At 64.9% G+C, this 22,343-nt stretch carries 24 protein-coding genes and 3 pseudogenes; 11 read left to right on the top strand and 16 right to left on the bottom strand.

Annotated elements, in window-relative coordinates; translation table 11 throughout:
• The 6 genes from ACZYVJ_RS10060 (at position 1) to ACZYVJ_RS10035 (ending at position 6,064) form a co-directional block, all read left to right on the top strand.
• Positions 1-1,593, top strand: a complete 1,593-nt coding sequence (locus ACZYVJ_RS10060; protein ID WP_463830867.1) for a serine hydrolase — start codon at positions 1-3, stop codon at positions 1,591-1,593.
• A complete protein-coding gene (locus tag ACZYVJ_RS10055; RefSeq protein ID WP_463830866.1) occupies positions 1,590-3,971 on the top strand; it encodes a cation-translocating P-type ATPase in 2,382 nt (793 codons plus the stop codon). Before ACZYVJ_RS10060 ends, ACZYVJ_RS10055 begins: the two co-directional genes overlap by 4 nt.
• Positions 3,972-4,037: 66 nt before the next feature.
• Positions 4,038-4,226: an antitoxin gene (locus tag ACZYVJ_RS10050; RefSeq protein ID WP_463830865.1), complete on the top strand. Its 189-nt coding sequence runs from the start codon at positions 4,038-4,040 to the stop codon at positions 4,224-4,226.
• 3 nt (positions 4,227-4,229) lie between these two features.
• A complete protein-coding gene (locus tag ACZYVJ_RS10045; RefSeq protein WP_463830864.1) occupies positions 4,230-4,703 on the top strand; it encodes a type II toxin-antitoxin system Rv0910 family toxin in 474 nt (157 codons plus the stop codon).
• 90 nt (positions 4,704-4,793) lie between these two features.
• A complete protein-coding gene (locus ACZYVJ_RS10040; protein ID WP_463830863.1) occupies positions 4,794-5,564 on the top strand; it encodes a VOC family protein in 771 nt (256 codons plus the stop codon).
• Positions 5,565-5,629: 65 nt separating this feature from the next.
• Entirely contained in the window at positions 5,630-6,064 is a 435-nt protein-coding gene (locus ACZYVJ_RS10035; protein WP_463830862.1) for a hypothetical protein, read from the top strand.
• Positions 6,065-6,068: 4 nt separating this feature from the next.
• Here the strand turns inward: ACZYVJ_RS10035 and ACZYVJ_RS10030 are convergent, their stop codons facing one another.
• From ACZYVJ_RS10030 to ACZYVJ_RS10020, 3 genes are read right to left on the bottom strand one after another with little or no spacing between them, the layout of a single operon-like run.
• Complete coding sequence (locus tag ACZYVJ_RS10030) at positions 6,069-6,551, bottom strand: VOC family protein (RefSeq protein ID WP_463830861.1); 483 nt, start codon at positions 6,549-6,551, stop codon at positions 6,069-6,071.
• Entirely contained in the window at positions 6,551-8,065 is a 1,515-nt protein-coding gene (locus ACZYVJ_RS10025) for a carotenoid oxygenase family protein (RefSeq protein ID WP_463830860.1), read from the bottom strand. The genes ACZYVJ_RS10030 and ACZYVJ_RS10025 overlap by 1 nt, the downstream gene beginning before the upstream one ends.
• Positions 8,066-8,067: 2 nt before the next feature.
• Positions 8,068-9,294, bottom strand: coding sequence for an acetyl-CoA acetyltransferase (locus tag ACZYVJ_RS10020; RefSeq protein WP_463830859.1), 1,227 nt, complete (start codon positions 9,292-9,294; stop codon positions 8,068-8,070).
• 801 nt (positions 9,295-10,095) lie between these two features.
• Here ACZYVJ_RS10020 and ACZYVJ_RS10015 point away from each other — a divergent pair.
• Both ACZYVJ_RS10015 and ACZYVJ_RS10010 read left to right on the top strand, forming a co-directional pair.
• Entirely contained in the window at positions 10,096-11,625 is a 1,530-nt protein-coding gene (locus ACZYVJ_RS10015) for a DUF4185 domain-containing protein (RefSeq protein WP_463830858.1), read from the top strand.
• A 48-nt stretch (positions 11,626-11,673) separates the two neighbouring features.
• On the top strand, positions 11,674-12,060 hold the full coding sequence (locus ACZYVJ_RS10010; RefSeq protein ID WP_463830857.1) for a hypothetical protein: 387 nt from the start codon (positions 11,674-11,676) through the stop codon (positions 12,058-12,060).
• A 58-nt stretch (positions 12,061-12,118) separates the two neighbouring features.
• Here the strand turns inward: ACZYVJ_RS10010 and ACZYVJ_RS10005 are convergent, their stop codons facing one another.
• The 3 genes from ACZYVJ_RS10005 to ACZYVJ_RS09995 form a co-directional block, all read right to left on the bottom strand.
• Positions 12,119-12,337: a hypothetical protein gene (locus tag ACZYVJ_RS10005; RefSeq protein WP_463830856.1), complete on the bottom strand. Its 219-nt coding sequence runs from the start codon at positions 12,335-12,337 to the stop codon at positions 12,119-12,121.
• Positions 12,338-12,668: 331 nt separating this feature from the next.
• Positions 12,669-12,962 (bottom strand): hypothetical protein, encoded by a 294-nt coding sequence (locus ACZYVJ_RS10000; RefSeq protein ID WP_463830855.1) that lies wholly within the window; start codon positions 12,960-12,962, stop codon positions 12,669-12,671.
• Between the two features lie 113 nt (positions 12,963-13,075).
• Positions 13,076-13,687 carry a hypothetical protein gene (locus ACZYVJ_RS09995; protein ID WP_463830854.1) on the bottom strand — a complete coding sequence of 204 codons (612 nt, stop codon included), beginning with the start codon at positions 13,685-13,687 and terminating at the stop codon, positions 13,076-13,078.
• Between the two features lie 83 nt (positions 13,688-13,770).
• On the opposite strand from ACZYVJ_RS09995, the gene ACZYVJ_RS09990 reads away from it, so the two are divergent.
• Entirely contained in the window at positions 13,771-13,998 is a 228-nt protein-coding gene (locus ACZYVJ_RS09990) for a hypothetical protein (RefSeq protein ID WP_463830853.1), read from the top strand.
• Positions 13,999-14,147: 149 nt separating this feature from the next.
• Here ACZYVJ_RS09990 and ACZYVJ_RS09985 read toward each other — a convergent pair.
• The 10 genes and pseudogenes from ACZYVJ_RS09985 to ACZYVJ_RS09940 form a co-directional block, all read right to left on the bottom strand.
• Positions 14,148-14,390: pseudogene (locus tag ACZYVJ_RS09985) on the bottom strand (IS481 family transposase); the annotation flags it as partial.
• A 62-nt stretch (positions 14,391-14,452) separates the two neighbouring features.
• Positions 14,453-14,620, bottom strand: a pseudogene (locus ACZYVJ_RS09980) (AMP-binding protein); the annotation flags it as partial.
• A gap of 96 nt (positions 14,621-14,716) precedes the next feature.
• A complete protein-coding gene (locus ACZYVJ_RS09975) occupies positions 14,717-15,847 on the bottom strand; it encodes an NAD(P)-dependent alcohol dehydrogenase (protein ID WP_463830852.1) in 1,131 nt (376 codons plus the stop codon).
• A complete protein-coding gene (locus ACZYVJ_RS09970) occupies positions 15,844-16,236 on the bottom strand; it encodes an aldehyde dehydrogenase family protein (RefSeq protein WP_463832932.1) in 393 nt (130 codons plus the stop codon). The genes ACZYVJ_RS09975 and ACZYVJ_RS09970 overlap by 4 nt, the downstream gene beginning before the upstream one ends.
• Before the next feature lie 8 nt (positions 16,237-16,244).
• Complete coding sequence (locus tag ACZYVJ_RS09965; protein ID WP_463832931.1) at positions 16,245-16,820, bottom strand: aldehyde dehydrogenase family protein; 576 nt, start codon at positions 16,818-16,820, stop codon at positions 16,245-16,247.
• Between the two features lie 18 nt (positions 16,821-16,838).
• Positions 16,839-16,966 (bottom strand): annotated as a pseudogene (locus ACZYVJ_RS09960) (hypothetical protein); the annotation flags it as partial.
• A 145-nt stretch (positions 16,967-17,111) separates the two neighbouring features.
• Positions 17,112-17,414 (bottom strand): helix-turn-helix domain-containing protein, encoded by a 303-nt coding sequence (locus ACZYVJ_RS09955; RefSeq protein ID WP_463830851.1) that lies wholly within the window; start codon positions 17,412-17,414, stop codon positions 17,112-17,114.
• A gap of 291 nt (positions 17,415-17,705) precedes the next feature.
• Positions 17,706-18,956 (bottom strand): haloalkane dehalogenase, encoded by a 1,251-nt coding sequence (locus tag ACZYVJ_RS09950; RefSeq protein ID WP_463830850.1) that lies wholly within the window; start codon positions 18,954-18,956, stop codon positions 17,706-17,708.
• A gap of 62 nt (positions 18,957-19,018) precedes the next feature.
• On the bottom strand, positions 19,019-20,017 hold the full coding sequence (locus ACZYVJ_RS09945; RefSeq protein WP_463830849.1) for a GlxA family transcriptional regulator: 999 nt from the start codon (positions 20,015-20,017) through the stop codon (positions 19,019-19,021).
• Positions 20,018-20,348: 331 nt separating this feature from the next.
• On the bottom strand, positions 20,349-20,636 hold the full coding sequence (locus ACZYVJ_RS09940; protein WP_463830848.1) for a hypothetical protein: 288 nt from the start codon (positions 20,634-20,636) through the stop codon (positions 20,349-20,351).
• A gap of 62 nt (positions 20,637-20,698) precedes the next feature.
• Here ACZYVJ_RS09940 and ACZYVJ_RS09935 point away from each other — a divergent pair, with 62 nt between their 5' ends.
• Positions 20,699-20,986, top strand: a complete 288-nt coding sequence (locus ACZYVJ_RS09935) for an MmyB family transcriptional regulator (protein WP_463830847.1) — start codon at positions 20,699-20,701, stop codon at positions 20,984-20,986.
• A gap of 73 nt (positions 20,987-21,059) precedes the next feature.
• Positions 21,060-22,304: a cytochrome P450 gene (locus tag ACZYVJ_RS09930; protein ID WP_463830846.1), complete on the top strand. Its 1,245-nt coding sequence runs from the start codon at positions 21,060-21,062 to the stop codon at positions 22,302-22,304.
• Positions 22,305-22,343: the final 39 nt, after the last annotated feature.

The raw sequence follows: 22,343 nt of genomic DNA, 5'->3' as shown, positions 1-22,343 counted from the left end.
ATGACCACACGTGCGGTCGCGGCCGCATTCGCCGCGGCGCTGCTCGGGTTGACCGGGTGCGGCTCCGCGCAGCCGACAGCCGCTCCGCCGTCCACATTGTCTGACGCCCCGCCCAACCAGGTCTCCGGCGTGTCGATACCCGCCGGCCGCATCGATGAGGCCGTCGCCAAGGTCGACGGTCTGGTCAACGACCTGATGAAAAGCACCGGCATCCCGGGGATGGCCGTGGCCGTTGTCCACGGCGGCAAGGTGTTGTACGCCAAAGGCTTCGGCATCAGGGACGTGAGCAAGGGGAAGGGTCAGGACAACAAGGTGGACGCCGACACCGTCTTCCAGTTGGCGTCGGTGTCCAAATCCGTCGGCGCGACGGTGATCGCGCACGAGGTCAGCGACAACGTCGTCGCCTGGGACACGCCCGTCGCGTCCAAGTTGCCGTGGTTCACGCTGAGCGATCCCTACGTCACCAGCCATGTGACCGTCGGCGACCTGTATTCGCACCGCTCCGGGTTACCGGATCACGCGGGTGACAAGCTGGAAGACCTGGGCTACGACCGTCGACAAACGCTGGAGCGGCTCAAGTACCTCCCGCTGGCTCCGTTCCGAATCAGCTATGCGTACACCAACTATGGGATCACCGCCGGTGCCGAGGCGGTGGCGGCCGCCGCGGGCAAGCCATGGGAGGACCTGTCCGACGAGGTGCTCTACCGCCCGCTGGGAATGACGTCGACCAGTTCGCGGTTCGCCGACTTCGTCGCCCGGCCCAATCATGCGGTCAACCACATCAAGGTCGACGACAAGTGGCAGGCCCGCTTTCAGCGCGACCCCGATTCCCAGTCGCCGGCGGGCGGCGTGAGTTCATCGGTGAACGACATGGCGCGCTGGCTATTGATGTTGCTGGGCAACGGAACCTACAACGGCCGGCGGATCACGTCGCCGGAAGCCTTGCTACCCGCCACCAGCCCGCAGATTGTGTCGTCGCCTGCCAAAACGCCGCTGGCGCGCGCCGGGTTCTACGGATACGGCTTCAACTCTTCGGTGGATTCCTCGGGACGCACCGAGTACAGCCATTCCGGCGCTTTCGATCTGGGTGCGGCGACCAACTTCGTGGTGCTGCCGTCCGAGGACTTGGGCATCATCGCGCTGACCAACGCCGCGCCCTACGGCATCCCGGAAACGCTCACCGCCGAATTCATGGACCTCGTCCAGTACGGGCAGGTCCGCGAGGACTGGGGCCCGCTGTACAAGAAGGCGATCGGCTGGCTGAACAACCCGGTAGGCTCGCTGGTCGGCAAGCAGCCCCCGGCCGACCCCGCCCCGGCCCGACCGCTCGGCGACTACGCCGGCAGTTACGCCAGCGACTACTGGGGACCGGCCGTGGTGACCGAACACGACGGCGCGCTGCAGTTGGCGATGGGGCCGAAAAACCGGACGGCCACCCTCACGCACTGGGACGGTGACACCTTCACCTTCACGCTGACCGACGAAAACGCCCCACCCGGAACGGTTTCCAAGGCCACATTCTCCGGGTTCCCCGGCGCCACGATGAACTTGGAGTACTACGACTCGAACAAGCTGGGAACCTTCACACGATGACTCTCGCTACCGCCGCCGGCCTGACCGACGCCGAAGTCGCGCAGCGCGTGGCCGACGGCAACAGCAACGAGATACGGGAACGCGCCACGCGCAGCATCACCGCCATCGTCCGGGCCAACGTCTTCACCCGGATCAACGCGATCCTAGGGGTGCTGCTGCTGATCGTGCTCGCGACGGGCTCGGTGATCAACGGGATGTTCGGGCTGCTGATCGTTGCCAACAGTGTCGTCGGCATGGTCCAGGAGATCCGGGCCAAGCAGACGCTGGACAAGCTCGCCATCGTGGGGCAGGCGAAACCGTTGGTGCGCAGGCAATCCGGAACCCGTGCGGTGCCACCCGGCGAGGTGGTGCTCGACGACATCATCGAACTGGGCCCCGGCGATCAGGTCGCCGTCGACGGCGAGGTCGTCGAAGAGGCGAATCTGGAAGTGGACGAGTCGCTGCTGACCGGTGAGGCAGACCCGATCGCCAAGGCCGTCGACGACGCGGTGATGTCGGGCAGTTTCGTCGTCGCGGGCAGCGGCGCCTACCGCGCCACCAAGGTCGGGCCGGACGCCTACGCCACCAAGCTCGCCGAGGAGGCCAGCAAGTTCACCTTGGTGAAATCCGAACTGCGCAGCGGCATTAACCGCATCCTGCAGTTCATCACCTACCTGTTGGTGCCCGCCGGCCTGCTCACCATCTACACCCAGCTGTTCACCACCCATGCCGACTGGCGGCAGGCGGTGCTGCGCACGGTCGGCGCACTGGTGCCGATGGTCCCCGAAGGGCTGGTGCTGCTGACATCGGTGGCCTTCGCGGTCGGGGTGGTCCGGCTCGGCCAGCGCCGGTGCCTGGTGCAGGAGCTGCCCGCCATCGAGGGGCTCGCGCGCGTCGACGTGGTTTGCGCGGACAAGACGGGCACCCTGACCGAAAGCGGCATGCGGGTGGCGACCGTGGACGAACTCGACCCCGCGGGGGAGCGGATCGCCGACGTGCTGGCCTCGTTGGCCGCCGCCGACCCGCGACCCAACGCGAGCATGCGGGCCATCGCCGAGACCTACCACGAACCGCCGGGCTGGACCGCAACTGCGACAGCACCTTTCAAGTCGGCCACCAAATGGAGCGGCGTCTCGTTCGACGGCCACGGCAACTGGGTGATGGGGGCGCCGGACGTGTTGCTCGAGCCGGCGTCGGCGGCGGCCGAACAGGCCGAGCGGATCGGCGCGCAGGGGTTGCGGGTGCTGCTGGTTGGGGCCGGTGACGTCGCCGTCGACCACCCCGACGCGCCGGGCCGCGTCACCCCCGTCGCGCTGGTGGTGCTGGAACAGAAGGTGCGTCCGGACGCGCAGCAGACACTGGATTATTTTGCCGAACAAGGTGTTTCGGTCAAGGTGCTGTCCGGGGACAACGCGGTCTCGGTCGGCGCTGTCGCCGGCAAGCTCGGGCTGCGCGGCGAGACGATGGATGCGCGCCAATTACCCTCCGAGCCCGCGCAATTGGCAGACGCGCTGGACACGCACACCACCTTCGGGCGGGTGCGGCCGGACCAGAAACGCGCCATGGTGCATGCCCTGCAATCACACGGGCACACCGTCGCGATGACCGGCGACGGCGTCAATGACGTGCTGGCCCTCAAGGACGCCGACATCGGCGTCGCGATGGGCGCCGGCAGCCCGGCGGCGCGCGCGGTTGCGCAGATCGTCCTGCTGGACAACAGGTTCGCCACGCTGCCCTACGTCGTCGGAGAGGGGCGCCGGGTGATCGGCAACATCGAGCGCGTCGCCAACCTGTTTTTGACCAAGACGGTGTACTCGGTGCTGCTGGCGTTGCTGGTGGGCATCGAATGCCTGCTCGCCAAACCACTCAAAGCCGACCCGCTGCTGTACCCGTTCCAGCCCATCCACGTCACCATCGCCGCCTGGTTCACCATCGGCATACCGTCATTCATCCTGTCGCTGGCGCCCAACAACGAACGCGCCCACTCGGGTTTCGTGCGGCGGGTGCTCACCTCGGCGCTGCCCTCCGGGCTGATCGTCGGCACCGCGACCTTCGCCTCCTACCTGCTGGCCTATCACGGTCGCCACGCCACGTTCGTCCAACAGGATCAGGCGTCCACGGCGGCCCTGATCACGTTGCTGATGACGGCGCTGTGGGTGCTGGCCGTGGTGGCCCGCCCCTACGAGTGGTGGCGGGTGGCGCTGGTAATCGCTTCGGGCCTGGCCTATGTCGTGATTTTCAGCCTGCCGCTGGCGCGCAAGGAGTTCCTGCTCGACCCGTCCAATGTCGCGGTGACCTCGGCCGCGCTGGGCGTCGGGTTGCTGGGAGCGGCCGCCATCGAGGCTGCGTGGTGGATCCGCGCCAAAGTGCTGGGCGTGCCGCCGCGGTTGTGGCGCTGAGCGCGCCGAACTCACCCAGAATCGGCCGCCGCCGGCCAAGTACGATGCCGGGAAAAGGGAGGGCACATGGGATTCCTGGACAAGGCAAAAGACCTGTTGTCGCAGAACGCCGACAAGGTCGAAATGGCGATCGACAAGGCCGGCGAGTTCGTCGACGACAAGACGCAGGGCAAATACACCGACACCATCCACCAGGTGCAGGCGCAGGCCAAGAAGGCCGCCGGCGCCGCGGACACCGGCGACCAGCAGAACTGAGCAATGGCGAAGCTCTCCGGATCCATCGATGTCCCGCTGCCACCCGAGGTCGCCTGGCAGCACGCCTCCAACCTGTCCCGGTACAAGGACTGGCTGACCATTCACCGGGTGTGGCGCAGCACCCTGCCCGACGAGATCGAAAAGGGCACGGTCGTCGAATCGATCGTCGAGGTCAAAGGCATGTACAGCCGGATCAAATGGACGGTGGTGCGCTACAAGCCGCCCGAGGGCATGACGCTCAACGGCGACGGCGTCGGCGGGGTCAAGGTCAAGCTTCTGGCCAAGATCGCGCCCAGGGACGACGGCTCCACCGTCAGCTTCGACGTGCACCTGGGCGGCCCGGCGCTGTTCGGCCCCATCGGCATGATCGTCGCCGCCGCCCTGCGCGGCGACATCAACCAATCGCTGGAGAACTTCGTCACGGTGTTCACCCGAGCGGACCCGAACACCAACGGAGACGGTGGGCCTCATCGCTGATCGCCGGCGCCGATGAGTTTTAGGCTGGGCAGCAGTCGATAGTGTGAAGCCCTTTCCTCGGGGCCAGGACACCACCACCAGGAGGTCACCGTGCCCATCCGTGACTGCGCCCCACTGGGCGCTCCATGCTGGATCGATCTGACCACGTCCGACGTCGAACGCGCCCAGCAGTTCTACGGCACGGTCTTCGGCTGGACCTTCGAGTCCGCCGGACCCGAGTATCACGGCTACGTCAATGCCGCCAAGGACGGCCACCCGGTGGCCGGCATCATGGCCAACCGGCCCGAAGCCGGGTCGCCCGACCACTGGGCCACCTACTTCCACACCGCCGACATCGACACCACCGTCGCCGCGGTCACCGGGGCCGGTGGTGCGGTGTGCATGGCGATGGAGGTGCCCGCCAAGGGCCACATGGCCGTCGCGACCGACCCCGCCGGCGCGGTCTTCGGGCTGTGGCAGCCGCTGGGCCACCGCGGCTTCGAGGTGATCGGCGAGGCCGGCGCCCCGGTGTGGCACCAGCTGACCACACGCGGCTACGGCGCCGCCCTCGATTTCTACCGCGACGTCTTGGGATGGCAGACCGAGGTCGTGTCCGACACCGACGAATTCCGCTACAGCACGGCACGATTCGGTGACGAGCAATTACTCGGCGTAATGGACGGCGCCGCGTTCCTGCCGCAGGACATCCCGTCGAACTGGGTGATCTTCTTCGGCGCCGAGGACGTCGACAAGACCCTGCGGGTGATCGCCGACAACGGCGGCATGGTGGTGCGCGACGCCGAGGACACCCCGTACGGACGGCTGGCCGCGGCGGGCGATCCGACGGGCGCGGTCTTCAACCTGTCCTCACTGCAGACGTAGTCTCCTACGGCGAGCCTCACGCTCGCTCACGCGGGCGGGTGTGAGAGTCGGTTAATCTCGCAACCATGACTCGCCGACTGCGCCCCGGTTGGCTGGTGGCGTTGTTCGCCGTCGTGGTGTCGGCCAGCGCATGGCTGCCGTGGCTGCGGACGACCGTGAACGGCGGGGGCTGGGCCAACGCCATCGGCGGCGCCCACGGCAACCTGGAATTGCCTCCGGGATTCGGTGCGGGCCAGCTCATCGTGCTGTTGGCCTCGACCCTGCTGGTGGTCGGCGCGATGATCGGCCGTGGGCTGTCGGTGAAGCTTGCTTCGGTTGCCGCGCTGATGATTTCGCTGCTGATCGTGGCGCTGACGGCGTGGTACTACAAGCTCAACGTCAACCCGCCGGTGTCTGCCGAATACGGGCTCTACGTCGGGGCGGGCGCCGCCGTCTGCGCGGTGGCGTGCTCGCTGGTGGCCGTCATCGCCGCGGTGGCTTCCGGACGGTCCGGCCGCTGAAGGGTCAGGCCGACGGGAATTCGTGCCTCCCCGACGCGGCGCTGCTCTCGGGCTCGTTCACGCCGAATACGAAGGGCGCGAACACGATTTCACGTCCATCCGGGTCGCGGAAGGTGACCGCACCCGTGGCGTCCCAATAGGGGTGCTGCTCGACGGGCTCGACGCCCGCCTCGCGCAGGCGCGCCAGGGCGGCGTGCTGCGCCTGTTGGTCGGGAAAGTACAGGCACAGCTGTTCGTGATGGTCCACCGCGACGGGGTCGACGGCCTCCACGATTTCCATGGTGAGGTTCCAGCTGGGCAATCCGAAGATGGCGCCGTTGCTTCCGTAGCTGTCCCCGAACGTCTCGTAGAGCGGCAGCCCCACCAGATCGCGGTAGAACCGCACTGTTTCAGCGAAATGCGTGGAGCGGCGTGCGAAACGGATGGCACCGATCGGCGCCAGCCGCAGCGGCCAGTGCGTCGTGTGGTGGGGCTTGCCGGCGCTCATCACAGCCCGATCGCGCCGGCGGCCGAGTCGGCGGTGTCCCAGCGTCGCAGTTGGGCGCCCGGCGCCCACGTCGAGTGGGTTCCGCTGGAAATACGTTCGGGCAGTTGCAGTTTGCACACCGGACCGTCGCCGACCCGGGCGGCGTCGAACACCAGGCAGTAGGAGGCGTCGGCGTTCATGTCGGTGGTGAGGGTGACCAGGTAGCCGTCGTCCTCACCGGAGCCGCCCGCCCGCGGCGCCATCGCGGTCTCGCTGCCGTAGACGCCCTCGCCGAACGAGAATCCTTCCTCAGTTCCGGTGCGCAGGTCGTGTTTGACCAGCCCGTCGAACAAGAACCAGCCGGGCTTGCCGGTGGCGGCATACGTGTAGCGGTAGGCACCGCCCGCGTGTTCGGGGTTGATGGTGCCGAACTCGGTGATGGAATCCGTGAGCCGCTCTTCTCGCACCGCGCCGGTGACCAGGTTGAAGCGCCACCGGTGCAGCCGGGCCTGCAGTCGATCCAGGGCGAGGAAGCGAAACAGCTTCTCCCACTTGGTTCCACCGGTATCGAGCGGAGAAGGATCGGATTCGAAGAAGCCGTCGAGCACGATCTCGTCGCCGTCCTCGTAGGCGTTGGTGAAATGCAGCACGAACGTCGGGTCGGCCTCGAACCAGCGGATGTGCCCGGTGCCGCCGTGCCGGGGGATGACCGCGAACCGCGACGGCATTTCGGGATAGAAGCGCGGCAGGTGCACGTCGTGCTGGAGCAGTTGGGGATCCCAGAACAGCGGGAAATCGTTGAGGATGGCGTAGTTTTCGGTGAACGCCATGTCGTGGGGTAGACGCGGCCCGGGCAGCGGGATGTCGACATAGTGCGTCAGCTCGTTGCGCTCGTCGACCACGCCGTAGTGCATGTACGGCTCTTGCTTGCTGTAGTTGAAGAACAGCAGTTCGCCGGTTCTGTTGTCTACCTTGGGATGTGCGGACACGCCCCATTCGGCCGGGAATCCGCCGTTCCAGGACTCCTTGCCCAGCGTGCCGGCCGAGTACGGGTCGATCCGGTACAGGTCGCCGCACTGGTAGAAACTGGTCAGCGCGACGCCGCGGTGGATGATGACGTCCGTGCTCGATGCGTCCTTCATCTTCGTGCGCGCACCCCAGCCGTGCTCGCGCCGAGCCAACTGCACGGGTTCGGCCAGACCCGGCCACAGCGGCCCGCCGGCCTCGTTCTCGGCCAGGAACCCGTCGGTGCGGATAAACCGGTTGCGGTAGAAGGCCTTTCCTTGACGGAAGCCCACCACGTGCACCATGCCGTCGCCGTCGAACGGGTGATAGGTCTTCAACGCCGGATGCAGCGGGTTCTCGGTGTTGCGCAGGTAGACGCCGTCCAGGTCGCGGGGAATTTCACCCTCGACTGCGATCAGGTCGTCGGCGTCCCACTCGGTGGTCTGGGGACGCCACGGCCCGGTGCGATACGGGTGGTCGTCGTCTTCAGGCAAGGTGGACAGGAACTTGCCGACGATCTCAACATCCATGGTCACTCGCCTTCGGTGCCGCTGACGACGAAACTCACTGTGGTGGCGGTGCTCCCGCCGAAATTCAGGGTGCCGAAGCTCTGGGCACCCTCGACCTGATACTCGCCTGCGGCGTCGCTGACCTGCTTGGCCGCATCGAGCAGCATCCGCACGCCGGAGGCTCCGACCGGATGTCCGCCACCGATCAGCCCGCCGCTGGGGTTGATCGGCAGCCGGCCGCCGATGTCGATCTCACCGTTCTCGATGGCCTTCCACGATTCGCCCGGCCCGGTCAGCCCGATGTGGTCGATCGCCAGGTACTCGCTGGGGGTGAAGCAGTCATGGACTTCGAATCCGTCGACGTCGTCGAGGCCGCGCTGCGCGCGACGCAGCGCGTCGAGTACTGCGGCCCGCACATGGGGCAGGACGTAGGGGCCGCCGTCGGCGCGGTCCAATTTCTGTTGCAGACCCAGCCCGACGGTGCGATGACCCCAGCCGTCGATGCGGCCGATCGGGCGCGCGTCGGGGTGCTCGCCCAGATAGCCGTCGTTGACGAGCACCAATCCCGCACCGCCGTCGGTCATTTGGCTGCAGTCGAATCTGCGTAGCCGGCCTTCGGTGATCGGGTTGGTCGTGTCGTCGTCGGTGATCGGGTCGGGGACGGTCCATTCGCGGGTCTGGGCGTTGGGGTTGCGCCGCGCGTTGGCAAAATTCAGCTGGGCGATGGCGCGCAGGTGCGCGTCGTCCAGGCCGTACCGCCGGTCGTATTCGTCGGCCACTTGGGCGAACATGGACGGCCACAGGTAGCGGGCGTCTGCCCCCTCGTGCCCGGTCCAGGCGGCGGCACCCAGATGCTGCGCGGCGGTGTCGCCGGCGACGGTCTTCTCCAGTTCGACGCCCACCACCAGCGCGGTGTCGTAGGCGCCCGAGCGCAGATCGGCCATCGCCGACAGTGTCGCCACGCTGCCGGAGGCGCACGCCGCTTCGTGCCGCGAGGCCGGGGTATCCCAGAGGCCGTCGCATACCGTGGCCGGCATCGCCCCGAGGTGGCCCTGCCCCGCGAACATCTCGCCGAAGGCGTTGGCGACATGCACCACCCCGATGTCGGCCGCATCGATCCCCGCCGCGGTCAATGTGGCATCGACGATCCCGCCCGTCAGCGCGGCGAAGTCGCGACCTTCTCTGGTGAGGTTGCGAGCGAAATCGCTTTGATAACCGCCGAGAATCCACACGCCAGGCGCTCGAGCCATACGCCGACGGTACTCCCGCACGGCGGGGTTGTTGAGGCCTATCGGCGACCCAGGCCGACCGCTTCAGGTCGGCGAAAAGGGCCCAAAAAGGGCGGCCCCGTCGGCTCTCGGGCTGAACCGACGGGACCTAGACGAATGCGAAGGCCGGCCGACGCACTCGCCTCTGTTGGATCATTGCCACCGATGACGGTCGACAAACATGCTGACCCAATCTATTTCAGTGTGACACGCCTTTCGCGCTGCGCCGGGCGATTGACGAATCTTGTTTTCCTTGTGTGCAACAGAGTGTTCGACGGCTCCGCGCGCGCGAGCCTGAGCTGCGGCAATGTGGTGCGCCCGTACCGAATGCGGATCGGCGGCTGGTGGGGCTCTCGGCGGCGGCTCCGGCGGCCGCCCAGCAAAGTCGATGTCGCGTCCCCCGGGACCCCACCACTACTACGTCGCTGCCGCGGGGCCGAGTGAAGAGGTGCTCACCTCATAGTGACAACCCGGCTATCGGAGAACCGTCGCCCAGCCCCCGGGTGGCGCGGGTCCAGCGTCCATCCTGGCACCGCGCCGGGCGCCGGGTAGCCCAGTGTGGCCGCGACTGGGGCAAAGCCTGTAAGGCTTCCCAACTGCCCATATGGACCGTGAGCTAACCGCATGGAAGGCGCGCGGTGGGCGGGATCGCCGCGTTGCGACACGGTCACGGATGGATACCTATCAGCTCATCACTGGTCACATCTGCCCCGCAAATCACTATCGTCACATGGGCCAGCTAAGGGACGTCAACGCGGTGTCCTACCGCTCGAAAGGTGCTACATGTCGGCGTTTCTGCGAAGTGTGTCGCTATCGATGGCGTCGGCGGCCGCTATCGGATTCGTCCTTGTGGTGGGGCCCGCACCAATTGCAAACGCCACACCGTGCGGGGCGCCCGAGGCGAACGTCGATCCTCCCGCGGCGCCGCCGGCCATGCCCGCTCCCCAGCCGGTCGTACAACCGCCGGTTGGGCGCCGACCCACGCACACGAATGATCAGGCGCCGCTGCCGCGGTTGGGTCCGCTGATCTCGTCATTGCTCAAGCCGGCCGCTCCGGGTCGGCAGTATTCTGCACCGGCGCATCCGCGAGCCGAGGTGCCGACGCCCGGACCCGACCCCTCCGCCCCGATGTACCCGCAAGCCGCAGTGTTGCCGCCCGGACCCAATCCGCCCGCGCCCGGGGTCCCGGTCCCGCCGAACGCCAACCAGCTGCGCCCGAACGCCGCGCCCATGCCGCAGCCCGAGCCGGGGCCGCCGCCCCCTTCGATCGCGGGCGCGCCGACGTCGCTCGTCGACTGGGTGACCGGACCGAACGGCCCCAACAAGACCCTGCAACGTTTCAGCATCTCCGGTACCGACCTCGGGATTGCCTGGGACAACGGCGATCCCGCCAACCGCCAGGTGCTGATGGCCTTTGGTGACACCTTCGGCTATTGCAAGGTGCACGGCCAGCAGTGGCGCTACAACACCCTCTTCCGCAGCAATGACCACGATCTGTCCAAGGGGATTCACATCGCCGATGGTGCGCCGAACGACAGGTATTCGGGCTCGCCGGTGTGGGCGCCCGGACTTTCCAAGCAGGTCGTCAACACCATTCACAAGGCGGCGCACGAGACGGGAATCATTCCGACCGCAGCGATGTCCATGGGCAGAACCCAATACATGAGCTACATGTCCATCCGCCAGTGGGGCCGTGACGGCGAATGGTCGACGAACTACTCGGCGATCGCCCGGTCCAACGACAACGGCCAAAACTGGGGGATCTTCCCGACCACCATTCGTACGGCCTCGCCGGATGCCATTCCGGGAGCTGGGTTTACGCCGGGAAATGAAAACTTCCAGATGGGCGCGTTCATGAAGGGGAACGACGGTTACCTCTACCAGTTCGGCACCCCGTCCGGACGTGGCGGCGCGGCATTCCTTTCGCGCGTCCCACCGAATCAACTGCCCGACCTGACCAAGTACCAGTACTGGAACGGCGACAACGGCGGTCACTGGGTGGCGAACAATCCCGGCGCGGCGACACCGATCTTCCCGGGGCCGGTCGGCGAAATGTCGGCCCAGTACAACAGTTATCTCAAGCAATATCTGGTGCTTTACACCGACGGCGGCAGCAACGACGTCGTGGCACGGACCGCGCCGACGCCACAAGGGCCTTGGAGTCCCGAGCAGCCGTTGGTGTCCTCGTTCCAAATGCCCGGCGGTATCTATGCGCCGATGATTCATCCCTGGTCGTCAGGACGAGACCTGTACTTCAACCTGTCGCTGTGGTCGGCATACGACGTGATGCTGATGCACACCGTGCTGCCGTAAAGCCGTTGCCGTCGAACAAAACGATGGCCGAGTGAGAGGAGGGCGACGATGATCGCCTTGGCGTATCACGAAAATTCTTGCGGCCTCGCCGACCCGCTCACTCCTCTCGCGGCGGCGGCGTTACCCGACGATGTGCCCATGTCGTCGGCGGGTGAGCTCTCCCGGCGAGAGGGGGTCGACGGTGCGGACGCCCACACGGTGTTCGACGGCCACCGTCCGGACTTCTGGACAGCGGGAAGGCCGGGCCTGCGGGACATCGAGGTGTGCATCGAAGGCACCCGTGCCGACGGCGCGATCAGCCTGGGCCTCGTGGTCAACGGCCTGGACTGCAGTGGTGTTCCGATCGACCAGGCGCTTTCGCTCGCAGACGCCCGGGGGGATGCGGGCGTCTGCGGCGTTAGCTGCCGCGGAGGCGGTCACCTCAAAGCCAGTTAGCCACCGGCTGAAGGCTTTTCGCGCGGCCGCCATCGCCGATCTGTGTCAGGGGTATCGGCTACGGCGGCGGCAGCGGTATCCACCGCTTGCCATCCGTCGTCCAACCGCAGGGCAGGTAATTCCAGTGTCCCGGCGGATTGGGATCGAAACTCAGACACTTCGGTGCGTAGAACGAAGGGGTGGGAGGAGGTGGTGCCGGCTGGTTCTCGGAGCGAGCGATACCCCCGGTGAGCATCAAGGCCCCAACGGCCATCAGTGTCGCGACCAGCTTCCGCATCGCAGGCTCTTCTTATGCCCTACGAAGCGACGGGCGCTACGTTTCTTCCCTCACGCGCACGGTATAGATGGTAGTCCTCTTCTCCGCCCTTTGTGGGGATCTGAATTGTCCCGCCCACGCCGGTCGCACACCTTCCGGCGAAGGCCCAATCCGCTCGGCCGCCGGTCGCGTTGTGGGCAATTCCCTTCATATTCGGCCCAATCGGTGCTCCGACTCCGGGCCGCTGATATGCCTGACCAATCTGTCGATCGGACTCACGGTGTCCGCGCCCTTCGATTGCTACCCGATCGGTCACGCCCAGCCGACGCAAGCGCGAAGGGTGAACCGGCACCTACGCGGCGTTGTGGCGATGCCACGGCGCGAGTGCCGACGCCTTCTGCGGCTCGCGGTGGTCGGTCGTCAGGTGAGACACGGAAGCCAACCCAACCTCGCTGCTCCGCACGCGACGCCCGGCGGTGCGACGCACCCACCAGGCGGTCGCGATGGCCCCGGCGGCCAGCGCGAGGCCCAACACGATCACGACGTCTCCCAGGGCGACCAGCAGGATGATGCCGGCGATGCCCCACAGCGTCGAGGCGATGGGAAAACGGGCATCCGGGCGCTGGCGAATGGTGGTCTGCCGCATGTCAGCCTCGCTAAGTGGGGGCCACCGTTTGAATTAGTGACTTAGTGTTGCAACACATAAGGGGCCGAAAGGCTGCCCGTGGCGGGATCTGGGGTGACTCAACTCACTTCCGCTCATGCCGCAGAGGCGGCGGCCCGTTTCTGATTCGCCAACGCGGTAAGGCCCATACCAAGGAACACCGCCGCGCCGCCACCGGTAACGATCGCGCCGACCGGTCGCAGCGTCTCGTGTCGGATGCCGCGCAGGGTCGCGATGATGTCCAGGGCGTCCGTGAGCAGCCCAAGTTGCAGTGCGCGGGTGCGCAGCCGCGGGGATGCGGGATCCGCGACGGCCAGGGCCAGCGTCAGTTCGCGAGACGCGAAGAGTTGGGCGAGCAGCGGCTGCTGTTTGGCGGAACCCAGTCCAAACAGCCGGGCAGCTCTGATTGGGGCGGCCCATCCGGCCACGCCGGTGGCGAAGCGCAGAGCGGCGAATGTCGGGATGAGGGCGCTGTTCGGTGTGGTGGTCATGGGACCATCCTCTTCCGGCGAGCTGTCGATGCATACGGCTGCATCGTAAAAACGTTGAAGTGCCGTCTTGGCCGGAACCTGCGACACCGGCTTTAGGAGTCGGTAGTTAGTCGTCAGCCAGTGTCGCGCAACAGGTTTCGACATCGCGGATTTGATCACCCCAACCTGCGAACCATCGATGACGATTGAGGACCGGGTCGCCGACGGCGGCCGCACTCAGCAGTTTCCTAACAGATTCTTGGGAGATTGCTGGCGTGCCTCTCAGCAGATGACAAGAGGCGCGGCGCACGATGGGTTCCATGGTCGACTCCTCCGCCCTCGCCGCGGCCCGCATCATCGAACACTCTGCCGCGTATCTGAAATGCGGTCAGTGCCAACGAGTGGCCACCAAAGCAAATGCTGTTATCCGGCGGTTGCCCGGGATTGATGTGGTGTTATGTCACGACTGCCAATTCGAGCGGATCGCAGCAGCACTGCTCGTTACGTGCAGTGAAGTGCAGGAGGGCGACGCGACCGCGGTCGCCTAGGGCTCGCCATCTATCAGCGGAACTGCGGAGTTCGAGGCCCCGGCGTGGCTGTCTGACCGAGAAAAGCCATCACTGACGTGCCCCTGTTCAGAGTCTGTTGATGGTTGACGTTTCTGTTTCGGTTGATCGTTGACACTCGTTGTTGTGTTTTAGGCGTCTGCGCTGGTGCGCATGGCCCGTTTGATTCGTACCTCGCCGGGGGTGCGTCGGGCGGCGGTTTTGACCAATTGATCACCAATCCAGAACCGCAGCAGCTCGCCGTCGACGTGGACATCGCAACGCGCGCCGGCGTAGTAACGGCCGATGCTGACCTGCTGCCAGGCCACACACACCACCCCATTGGTGGTGACCCTGCGACTGACCCAGTCATCTCCACCGCGCTCGGTGCGCGCGCATGCGAACGGCAGTCTCCGAGCACGTACGCCAGCTCCGGTGCGGTGACCATCACGTTGATCGGGTTGACAACTGCTCCGGCGCGCAGGGCTCCGTGGTAGGCCACCACCCATTGCCAGGCGTTCTGACCGAACAGCGAAACGACATGACCGGTGGTGATGCCGCGACGCTGTAAGGCGACGGCGAAATGCCGCGATAACCGTTCCAGGTGGCCGTAGGTCAGTCGCACCGTGTCGGTGATCAAGGCCAAGGCGTCAGCGTCCCGTTTGCGGCGCAGGGAAGTATCTCGCCGGGACTGCTCGACGGCGAAACGCCAACCTGGGCCTTAAGCATCGCCGGCTTCGGTGCTGTCGATGGGTGAGAAGGTCAATACGGCTTTGGTCGTGGCGCCGCGGTGTACTGCGTCGATGGCCTCGTTGATGTCAGCGAAGGGGAACGTGTCGATGATCTGGTCGAAGGGGAAGCGGCCATTCCGGTACATCTCCAGCAGCCGTGGAATGAATGTAGCTGCTACGGCGTCGCCCTCTATCACTCCGATCACCGTGCGTCCGAACAGCAGATGCCCTTGGTCGACAGTGATGTCGTTGGATGGACCCTGAAATCCGACGCTCGCACAAATCCCCGGCTCTTGTAGCGATTCGATCGCTGCGCGTGCGACGGATGGAAGAGCGATGCAGTCGACGGTGTACTGGACGCCCCGACCATCGGTCAGGTCGCGTATGAGGCCGGCGGGGTCGCCCGATGAGGAGTTGACGGTGTGGGTCGCTCCGAGTTGGCGGGCCTTCGATAGTGCCGAGTCGTTGATATCGACTGCGATGATCGGTGAACAACCGGCGGCGACGGCAGCGAGTACGGCGGCAAGTCCCACGGACCCGACGCCAAATATCGCAATGGACGAACCCGGGGCGGGGTCCAAGGTGTTCAGAACCGCGCCGGCGCCCGTCTGGATGCCGCAGCCCAGGGGGCCTAATAGAGCGAGTGGGAGCTCGGGATCGACTTTCACACAGCAGCGTTCGGTCGCCACTGCGTGGGTGGACCATGACGATTGCCCGAAGAATGCGCCGAGTATTGGACCGGCGTCGTCGTGCAGGGGAGTCGTCCCGTCGCCGCGCGCGCCGGAAAAATTCAGTTCCATGAATTGGCGGCAATGCATGGGAAGGCCTGCGGTGCAGTTGTCGCAGACGCCGCAGAAATTGTAGGACAGCACCACGTGATCTCCCGGCGCGATCGTGGTCACTGCACTGCCGACCTGTGATACCACGCCAGCTCCCTCGTGTCCGAGGACGATTGAAGGTTGCTCCGCTGAAGCCGAGGCGATTACGCCCAGGTCGGTGTGGCAGATGCCCGCACTAACCATGCGTACGAGAACCTCACCGGGGCGCAGCGCGTCGATGTCGAGCTCTTCAATCGTCAACTGTGACGAAGTCGAGCGGAGGACAGCCGCAGATGTCTTCATGGAATACCTGCCTGGGACTTGTTGAGGGTGATGGTTTGATAATTGGTGTATTTAGCCAGACCGCGGAGGGAGTTCTCTGCACCTATCCCGGATTGTTTGTGTCCACCAAACACCTGATGAGGAGAATATCGGTGAATTTCGTTGAGCCACACCGTGCCTGCCTCCAGTCGTCGTGCGATGCGCTGGGGGCGGTCGAGGTCCTTTCCCCACACCGAGGCGCCTAATCCCCAGGGTGTGTCGTTCGCACGGGCGATGACGTCGTCTTCGTCGCTCCAGCGCAACAACGGCAGGATCGGACCGAACGGTTCCTCGGTGACCAGACGCGACTTCTCAGGCGGATTGTCGACGAGCGTCACGGGCACGAACCATCCAGGGGCGTCTGTATCGATGCTTCCCCCTAGAGCGAACGTGTAACCGCGAGTGCGGCAGTCGTCGAAATACTCAGCGACCTACGTTTGAGGTACTGAGGTTCATTCTGAATCGGCCCGAGTTGTGTGCGCGAGTCGGCGCCGTCGTCGACGGCGATGGTCTTGGCATAGGCGACCAAGCTGTCACGCATGGCGTCGTAGACGCGGTCGTGAATGTAGATGCGTTTGGCGGCGTTGCAGAATTGGGCGTTGTTCTGGAATGCCGCCCAGAACAACTTGGGAGCTACGCCGGCCGGATCGACGTCGTCGAGCACGATCGCCGGGTCGTTGCCACCTAGCTGCAGTGTGAGCCTCTTGAGTGTTCCAGCCGCAGAACGCATCACGTGCTTGCCGGTTTCGGTACTGCCGGTGAAGGCGATCTTCGAGATACCAGGATGACTGGTCATCCATTTGCCCAGCTCTTCGTCTCCGCTGACCGCACTCAACACCCCCGGCGGAAGCAGGTCCTGCAATAGCTCAACCAGTTTGAGGTCACACAGCGGGGTAAACGGGCTGGGTTTGACGATGATCGTGTTACCCGTATTGAGCGCAGGAGCGACGCCCAGGCCGGAAACGCGTCGCGGGCGGCCGCGACGGCCCGCTCCAGGCCCTCGGGACGAGCAATCAGAACGCGGGCGAGGATCGATCGGTCTGCTGGGTTGACCACCGGTGCAGAATCGGCCGTCGCGCAGCGATTTCCATCGATCGTCATGGCGAAATCGGCGTCGATGCGGGTGGTCGAGGGGGACGGGGTCACCGGGGCTACTCCTCGTTGAGTCGGACGGTTCGGGTTCAACGGTGGGTACATCGTCTACGAGTTCTGGGCAGCCGGAATGTTCTGATTGCGAACACCTCCATCAGTCCAGGCGGTAACGGCGCAGCCGTTGGTAGAGCGTGGTGCGGCCGACGCCCAGGCGGATGGCCGCTGCCGCCTTGTTGCCGTTGGCGCTCTGCAGAGCAGCGATGATGGCGTCTCGCTCGGCGACCTCCATGCCCGACAATGTGCGCGGAGGCGTCCGCTGCAGTGTCTGAGGCAAGTCGATGTCGATGATGTCGCGGTGGATGCGGCCGCGGGCCGCCTGGGCGACAACGTCATGAAGCTCACGTAGATTGCCCGGCCATGGATGGGCGGTCAGCAGACGGGACCCCAGACAGGTCACTAGCCAGTCGGTCCAGCACCGGCGCCACAGCGACCGTCAATCGGCTTGACGGGACAGGTTCGGCGGCAACGGGCGGGCAGATGCGGGTGCCGGGGTATAGGCCGTGAAGCTCAGCGAGACGCCAGGCCTGGGCGATCTCGGATCGGACGGCTGTCACCGACGGGAGTTTGTCCAAGGTTGTGCGTGACCGACCAGAACTAGCAGGTGATGGAGCGGAGCGTCCAGTCGGCGGGGACGCGAACGGACCGCTGCGCGGATACCGACCTAGGTGGTCGGAACCCGCGGCCAGCGTTAGCTCTGGGTCACCGAGGCCAGCCATGTGGCCAGGCCCTCGCCCATGGAGTGCGGGTCCTCCAGCGGGATCCAATGCAGCCCCTCAACGTCGATGACCGAGAGGTTGGGGAAAGCGGCAATGGTGTCCCGGCGACGCCCGCCGACAAACTCGATACCGCCGGGGACGCCGGCCATGTGCAACTTGGCGATGGACGTCTTCGACAGCCATTCCGCCTGACCTTCAAGCACTTTGCGCATCGGGGTGTCATCGTCACCGAACGGCACCGAACGCGGCCAATCCAGCGTCGGCCGGCGGTCCTCGCCAGGGTTGGCGTACGGCCGGACGATCTCAGCCCACTCCTCGGGTGCGAGTACGCGCACGATGTTGTCGCGCGAGGAGTTTAGGAAGAAGTTGTTGTCCAAGACGTCCTGACCGCCTTCGGGCGTGCGTAGGTGCTCGAACACACCGCGGACCAGGATCGGCCAGTCCGACCAATCGAAGGGCGGCAGTAGCGCTTCGGTGAACGCGATGGCGCGCACGTGATCCTCATGCTTCATGGCCCAATCGAAGGCGAGATTGGAGCCCCAATCGTGTCCGACGAGGATGACGTCATCACCCAAGTTCAGTTTCTCGAACAGGCCCTCGAGATAGTGCGCGTGAGTTTCGAAACTGTAGGTGCCCTCACCGGATGCAGGAAGCTTGTCCGAATCGCCGGCGCCGATCAGGTCAACGGCGATGGCGCGGTGGTTCTCGGCGACGTAAGGCATCACGTTGTCCCACAGGAATGACGACATGACGTCGCCGTGAATGAACACCACTGGCGTACCCTCGCCGTGTTCGACGTAGGTCATGACGTGTCCGTCGACTACCGCGGACTTCTTCACCGAGGGCGCCGGGGGGATGATCGGCTTACCCTGTGGCAGTGCGGGTTGCAGGAGAACGTTCTTCATCAAAGTGCCAATGGGCGTACGAGCCGCGCCGCTAAGATTGACCTGCTCGAAGTACTCGTACCAGCCAGATGCGGCGATCCCGGCTTCGAACATGCGTTGCAGTCCGACCGCGGGCACGCGATACACGCAGAAGAAGTCGTAGGGCGCGCGGTGATCGGTGGCCGGATCGTTGACGGCGTAGGCCAGTACCTCGACTCCAGCTGCACAAAGCTCCCCCAATGCCGAGGCCAAAGTGCCGATGAATGCCTCTCGCTCGGGGACGCTCAGATCGATCCAGTTCTGCTTGTAGTTGTACATTTCGACGAACATTTGTTGCATGGCAGTACCTTTCGTGGGGAATTTATGAGTGGTGCTGGGTAGTCAGCGGTGCAGAGCGCTGCTTACCGAGATGATGCTGAGAACCGGTGCCGGTACTCGCGTGGTGTGGTGCCTAGGCGGCTGCGAAACAATCGGTGCAGCGTTTCCACCGATCCGACTCCGCTTTCGGCGGCGACGCGGGCGGAAGACAGGTCGGTACGTTCCAACAATCGACGCGCGTGTTCGACGCGCGCGCGCTCGACGAATTCACCGGGAGTGACGCCGACGTCGGCATGAAATACGCGGGCCAGGTGACGGGGGCTGACCCCCATCCTGCGAGCCAAGGCGGCTGCCGAGAGGTCGGCGGTGAGATGTGTGCCAATCCAGCGGCGCAGTTGCGCGATATCTGAGCGCGTACTGACTGGCACGGACAGCGCTGCGCTGAACTGGCTCTGCCCGCCGGGGCGCTGCACGTACATGACCATCAGTTGTGCCACCTGCAGCGCGATCTCTTTGCCGTGGTCTTCGCCGACGAGGGCCAACGCCAGGTCCATCGACGCAGTGATTCCCGCGCTGGTCCACACCTTGCCCGAGCGCACGAAGATCGGGTCGGGATCGACTTCGATGAGTGGATGTTCGGCCGACAACTGTGCCGCCGTGCCCCAGTGAGTGGTCACACGATGGCCGTCCAGAAGCCCAGCTGCGGCGGCGACTTGACCGCCGGCGCAGACCGCGACGATCCGGCCGGCTTGGGCAGCGTGGTCACGAAGCCAGTCGCGCACCTCGGTGTCCACGAAGGCGACGGGCAAGCCGTCCTCACCGATGTCCACTCGACCCGTCACCAGCAGGGTGTCGGGTCGCTCCTGCAGCTCAGTGAAAGCCTGGTCGACCCCGAGGCTTAGCCCCGAGGACGTCGTTACCGCGGCGCGTTGGGCGGCCACGACTCGCACCTCGTAGCGCACTGCCCCGGGCGGCAGCGCGATGTTGGCCATCGCGAATACCTCAGCGGGTCCAGCGACGTCGATGGCGTCGATGCCGGGAAACGCGGTGGCGACCACGAGGTGGGTTGGCTGGCTGTCCATCCCATCAGCATTGTGCGGATCGGGCGCGTCCACAATGACCAAACTCTGTCAAATACGGACATGCGAGCCTGTGATGCACCCACCCACCCTTGTTCTCGCCTAGTACGAGACAGCCGATACACCACCGCTTGGCAGTGCTATGCGACGGCGGGAGAACGTCCTCTGGTGGCGCGGAGCATCGTTGCTGATGTCCGTATTTGGCAGAGTTTGGTCATTGTGGACCCGGGCGTGGGGAGCAACACTCAAACGATGGGGACAATGAGTCCTTTCCGAGGCGCCGTGACGCCTCACCGACGCCAAGTGCCAGCGCGGCATGAGTATCGACTACTACCTACGGCTTGAGCAAGGCCGAGAAGACAATCCGTCGCATCAGGTGCTCAATGCGATCGGTCGGGCGCTGCAACTCGATGATGAAGCCGTGACCTACATGCGAAACCTGCTGCGTCATCAGTCCGTTGCGGGTCGGATGGAACCGTTGCAGGAGCCGCATCCAGCAATCGGGGTCCTGCTTGACGACTGGCAGCCGGCCGCGGCCCACGTATTTGACCCCGCCCTGACCGCTGGTTAGTGCGACAAACTTGCCGCGGCGCTGTCCGCACTTCGGGGTCGCGGCCAACACCGTGCGAGCGTTGTTTGTCGAGCCAGAGATGCCAAGCTTCTACCGCAACTGGGACAGGTTGCATGGTCGGTCTCATTGGTCGCGCCATGCTCGGTCAACGTCCCGATCCGGCTCTGATCAGTCTGGTCGACAAGTTGAGAAGTTACAGCGCGCCGTTCCGGCAGTTGTGGGCCCGGCATGACGTCAGGCAGGAGACTGCCGGAGTGATGCTGGTCAATCACCCGCTGCTAGGATCTCTCGATCTCAACTACCAGCAAATGACGATACCGTCGACCCGGCCATTGGCTTGTCGCCTACTGGGCCGAACCTGGGTCAGCATCCGAAGCCGGACTTCAGCGTCTGGCCAGTAGCTAATCCTGGCTGTCGCACTGCCAGGAATCATGCGTCCTGGATACCTTTGATACGCCACCGCAGTATCAGAGTATGAGCCTCAACAATTTCATGGGCCGCCTTGAAAACGTTTCGCCGCCGAAGAACTCGGTGGAGCACGGTCGGGCGTTCATTCAACATCCGCACGACCTGTATCGCCGGCTCCGCGCGGAGGCACCGGCACATCGCGTGGTAATGAGGGGCGGGACGCACGCATGGCTGGTCACTCGACACGATGACGCAGAGGTTGTACTAGACGATCCCCGGCTGAGCAAGAACCGGCGTCAGCTCATGGACCTGTTGCCATGGGGCAGTTTTGGTCCGCGCTGGACCCTGGTGAAAAGCCACATACTGCGCGAAGACTCGCCTGAGCATACTCGGTTGCGCGAACTGGTTACCCGCGAATTCACCGCTCGCAGCGTGCTGAAGATGCGGCCCGCCATCATGCGGATCGCCGACGAGTTGCTTGACGGCGCCGCGGTTTCCGCCGCAGCCGGCGAAGCGGTGGATTTGATGCAATCTTACGCAGTACCACTGCCCTTTCGGGTCATCAGCTATTTGTTAGGTGTGCCGTCGGGCGAGGCCGAAAGCTTTCGGATACATATCGAACCGCTACTCACCGCCACACACGCTGCCGAATTGGCCGCCACCGAATATGCACTGACCGACCTGCTGGACGAGTTGATCACACATAAGCGCGCACATCCGGCGGACGACCTGTTCAGTGCGTTAGTGCACACGTCCGACGGAAAAGAGGGGCTGAACCATGATGAATTAGTCTTGACCGCACTGCTACTGATCTTGGCGGGATACGACACCTCCATACACCTGATCGGCCACGCGCTTCTCACGTTGTTGCGCAACGTGTCACAGCTAACGGCGCTCCGCGCCGATCCGTCACTGCTGCCCAGCGCGGTGGAAGAATTCCTGCAATTTGAAAGCCCGCTCGATGTCGCCACTGCGCGCCTCACCACCGAAACAGTGCGGATCGGCGAAGTCGATATACCACCGGGTCAACTAGTGTTGGTGTGCCTACTCTGTGCTAATCACGGCGCTCCCTCGCATGCCGATGCGGATCGCCTCGACCGGACCCCAACTTCAAACAGACACCTCGCGTTCGTGTCGGACATTAAACACTGCCTCGGAGGACGGCTAGCGCGGCTCGAGGGCGAAATTGCGGTCAGCCGCCTGCTTGAGCGATTCGCGCAGATCACGGTGGCCGACAATACCTTCCTGCAGCATCGAAATAACGTCGTGATGCCTGGACTAACCACACTCCCCGTTCGCCTCGGCGCATAGTGCTGAACAGCTACAACCTAAGAGAAGTTGGATTCATTG

The organism is Mycobacterium sp. IDUB_3 (assembly GCF_055419585.1).
Note: the sequence above shows the minus strand (reverse complement) of the source record. Positions and strands in the feature narration are given on the sequence as shown.

Coding starts and splice junctions, on each gene's coding strand:
- ACZYVJ_RS10060 (WP_463830867.1), top strand. CDS start 1: ATGACCACACGTGCGGTCGCGGCCGCATTCGCCGCGGCGCTGCTCGGG.
- ACZYVJ_RS10055 (WP_463830866.1), top strand. CDS start 1,590: ATGACTCTCGCTACCGCCGCCGGCCTGACCGACGCCGAAGTCGCGCAG.
- ACZYVJ_RS10050 (WP_463830865.1), top strand. CDS start 4,038: ATGGGATTCCTGGACAAGGCAAAAGACCTGTTGTCGCAGAACGCCGAC.
- ACZYVJ_RS10045 (WP_463830864.1), top strand. CDS start 4,230: ATGGCGAAGCTCTCCGGATCCATCGATGTCCCGCTGCCACCCGAGGTC.
- ACZYVJ_RS10035 (WP_463830862.1), top strand. CDS start 5,630: ATGACTCGCCGACTGCGCCCCGGTTGGCTGGTGGCGTTGTTCGCCGTC.
- ACZYVJ_RS10030 (WP_463830861.1), bottom strand. CDS start 6,551: ATGAGCGCCGGCAAGCCCCACCACACGACGCACTGGCCGCTGCGGCTG.
- ACZYVJ_RS10025 (WP_463830860.1), bottom strand. CDS start 8,065: ATGGATGTTGAGATCGTCGGCAAGTTCCTGTCCACCTTGCCTGAAGAC.
- ACZYVJ_RS10020 (WP_463830859.1), bottom strand. CDS start 9,294: ATGGCTCGAGCGCCTGGCGTGTGGATTCTCGGCGGTTATCAAAGCGAT.
- ACZYVJ_RS10015 (WP_463830858.1), top strand. CDS start 10,096: ATGTCGGCGTTTCTGCGAAGTGTGTCGCTATCGATGGCGTCGGCGGCC.
- ACZYVJ_RS10010 (WP_463830857.1), top strand. CDS start 11,674: ATGATCGCCTTGGCGTATCACGAAAATTCTTGCGGCCTCGCCGACCCG.
- ACZYVJ_RS10005 (WP_463830856.1), bottom strand. CDS start 12,337: ATGCGGAAGCTGGTCGCGACACTGATGGCCGTTGGGGCCTTGATGCTC.
- ACZYVJ_RS10000 (WP_463830855.1), bottom strand. CDS start 12,962: ATGCGGCAGACCACCATTCGCCAGCGCCCGGATGCCCGTTTTCCCATC.
- ACZYVJ_RS09990 (WP_463830853.1), top strand. CDS start 13,771: ATGGTCGACTCCTCCGCCCTCGCCGCGGCCCGCATCATCGAACACTCT.
- ACZYVJ_RS09975 (WP_463830852.1), bottom strand. CDS start 15,847: ATGAAGACATCTGCGGCTGTCCTCCGCTCGACTTCGTCACAGTTGACG.
- ACZYVJ_RS09950 (WP_463830850.1), bottom strand. CDS start 18,956: ATGCAACAAATGTTCGTCGAAATGTACAACTACAAGCAGAACTGGATC.
- ACZYVJ_RS09945 (WP_463830849.1), bottom strand. CDS start 20,017: ATGGACAGCCAGCCAACCCACCTCGTGGTCGCCACCGCGTTTCCCGGC.
- ACZYVJ_RS09935 (WP_463830847.1), top strand. CDS start 20,699: ATGGTCGGTCTCATTGGTCGCGCCATGCTCGGTCAACGTCCCGATCCG.
- ACZYVJ_RS09930 (WP_463830846.1), top strand. CDS start 21,060: ATGAGCCTCAACAATTTCATGGGCCGCCTTGAAAACGTTTCGCCGCCG.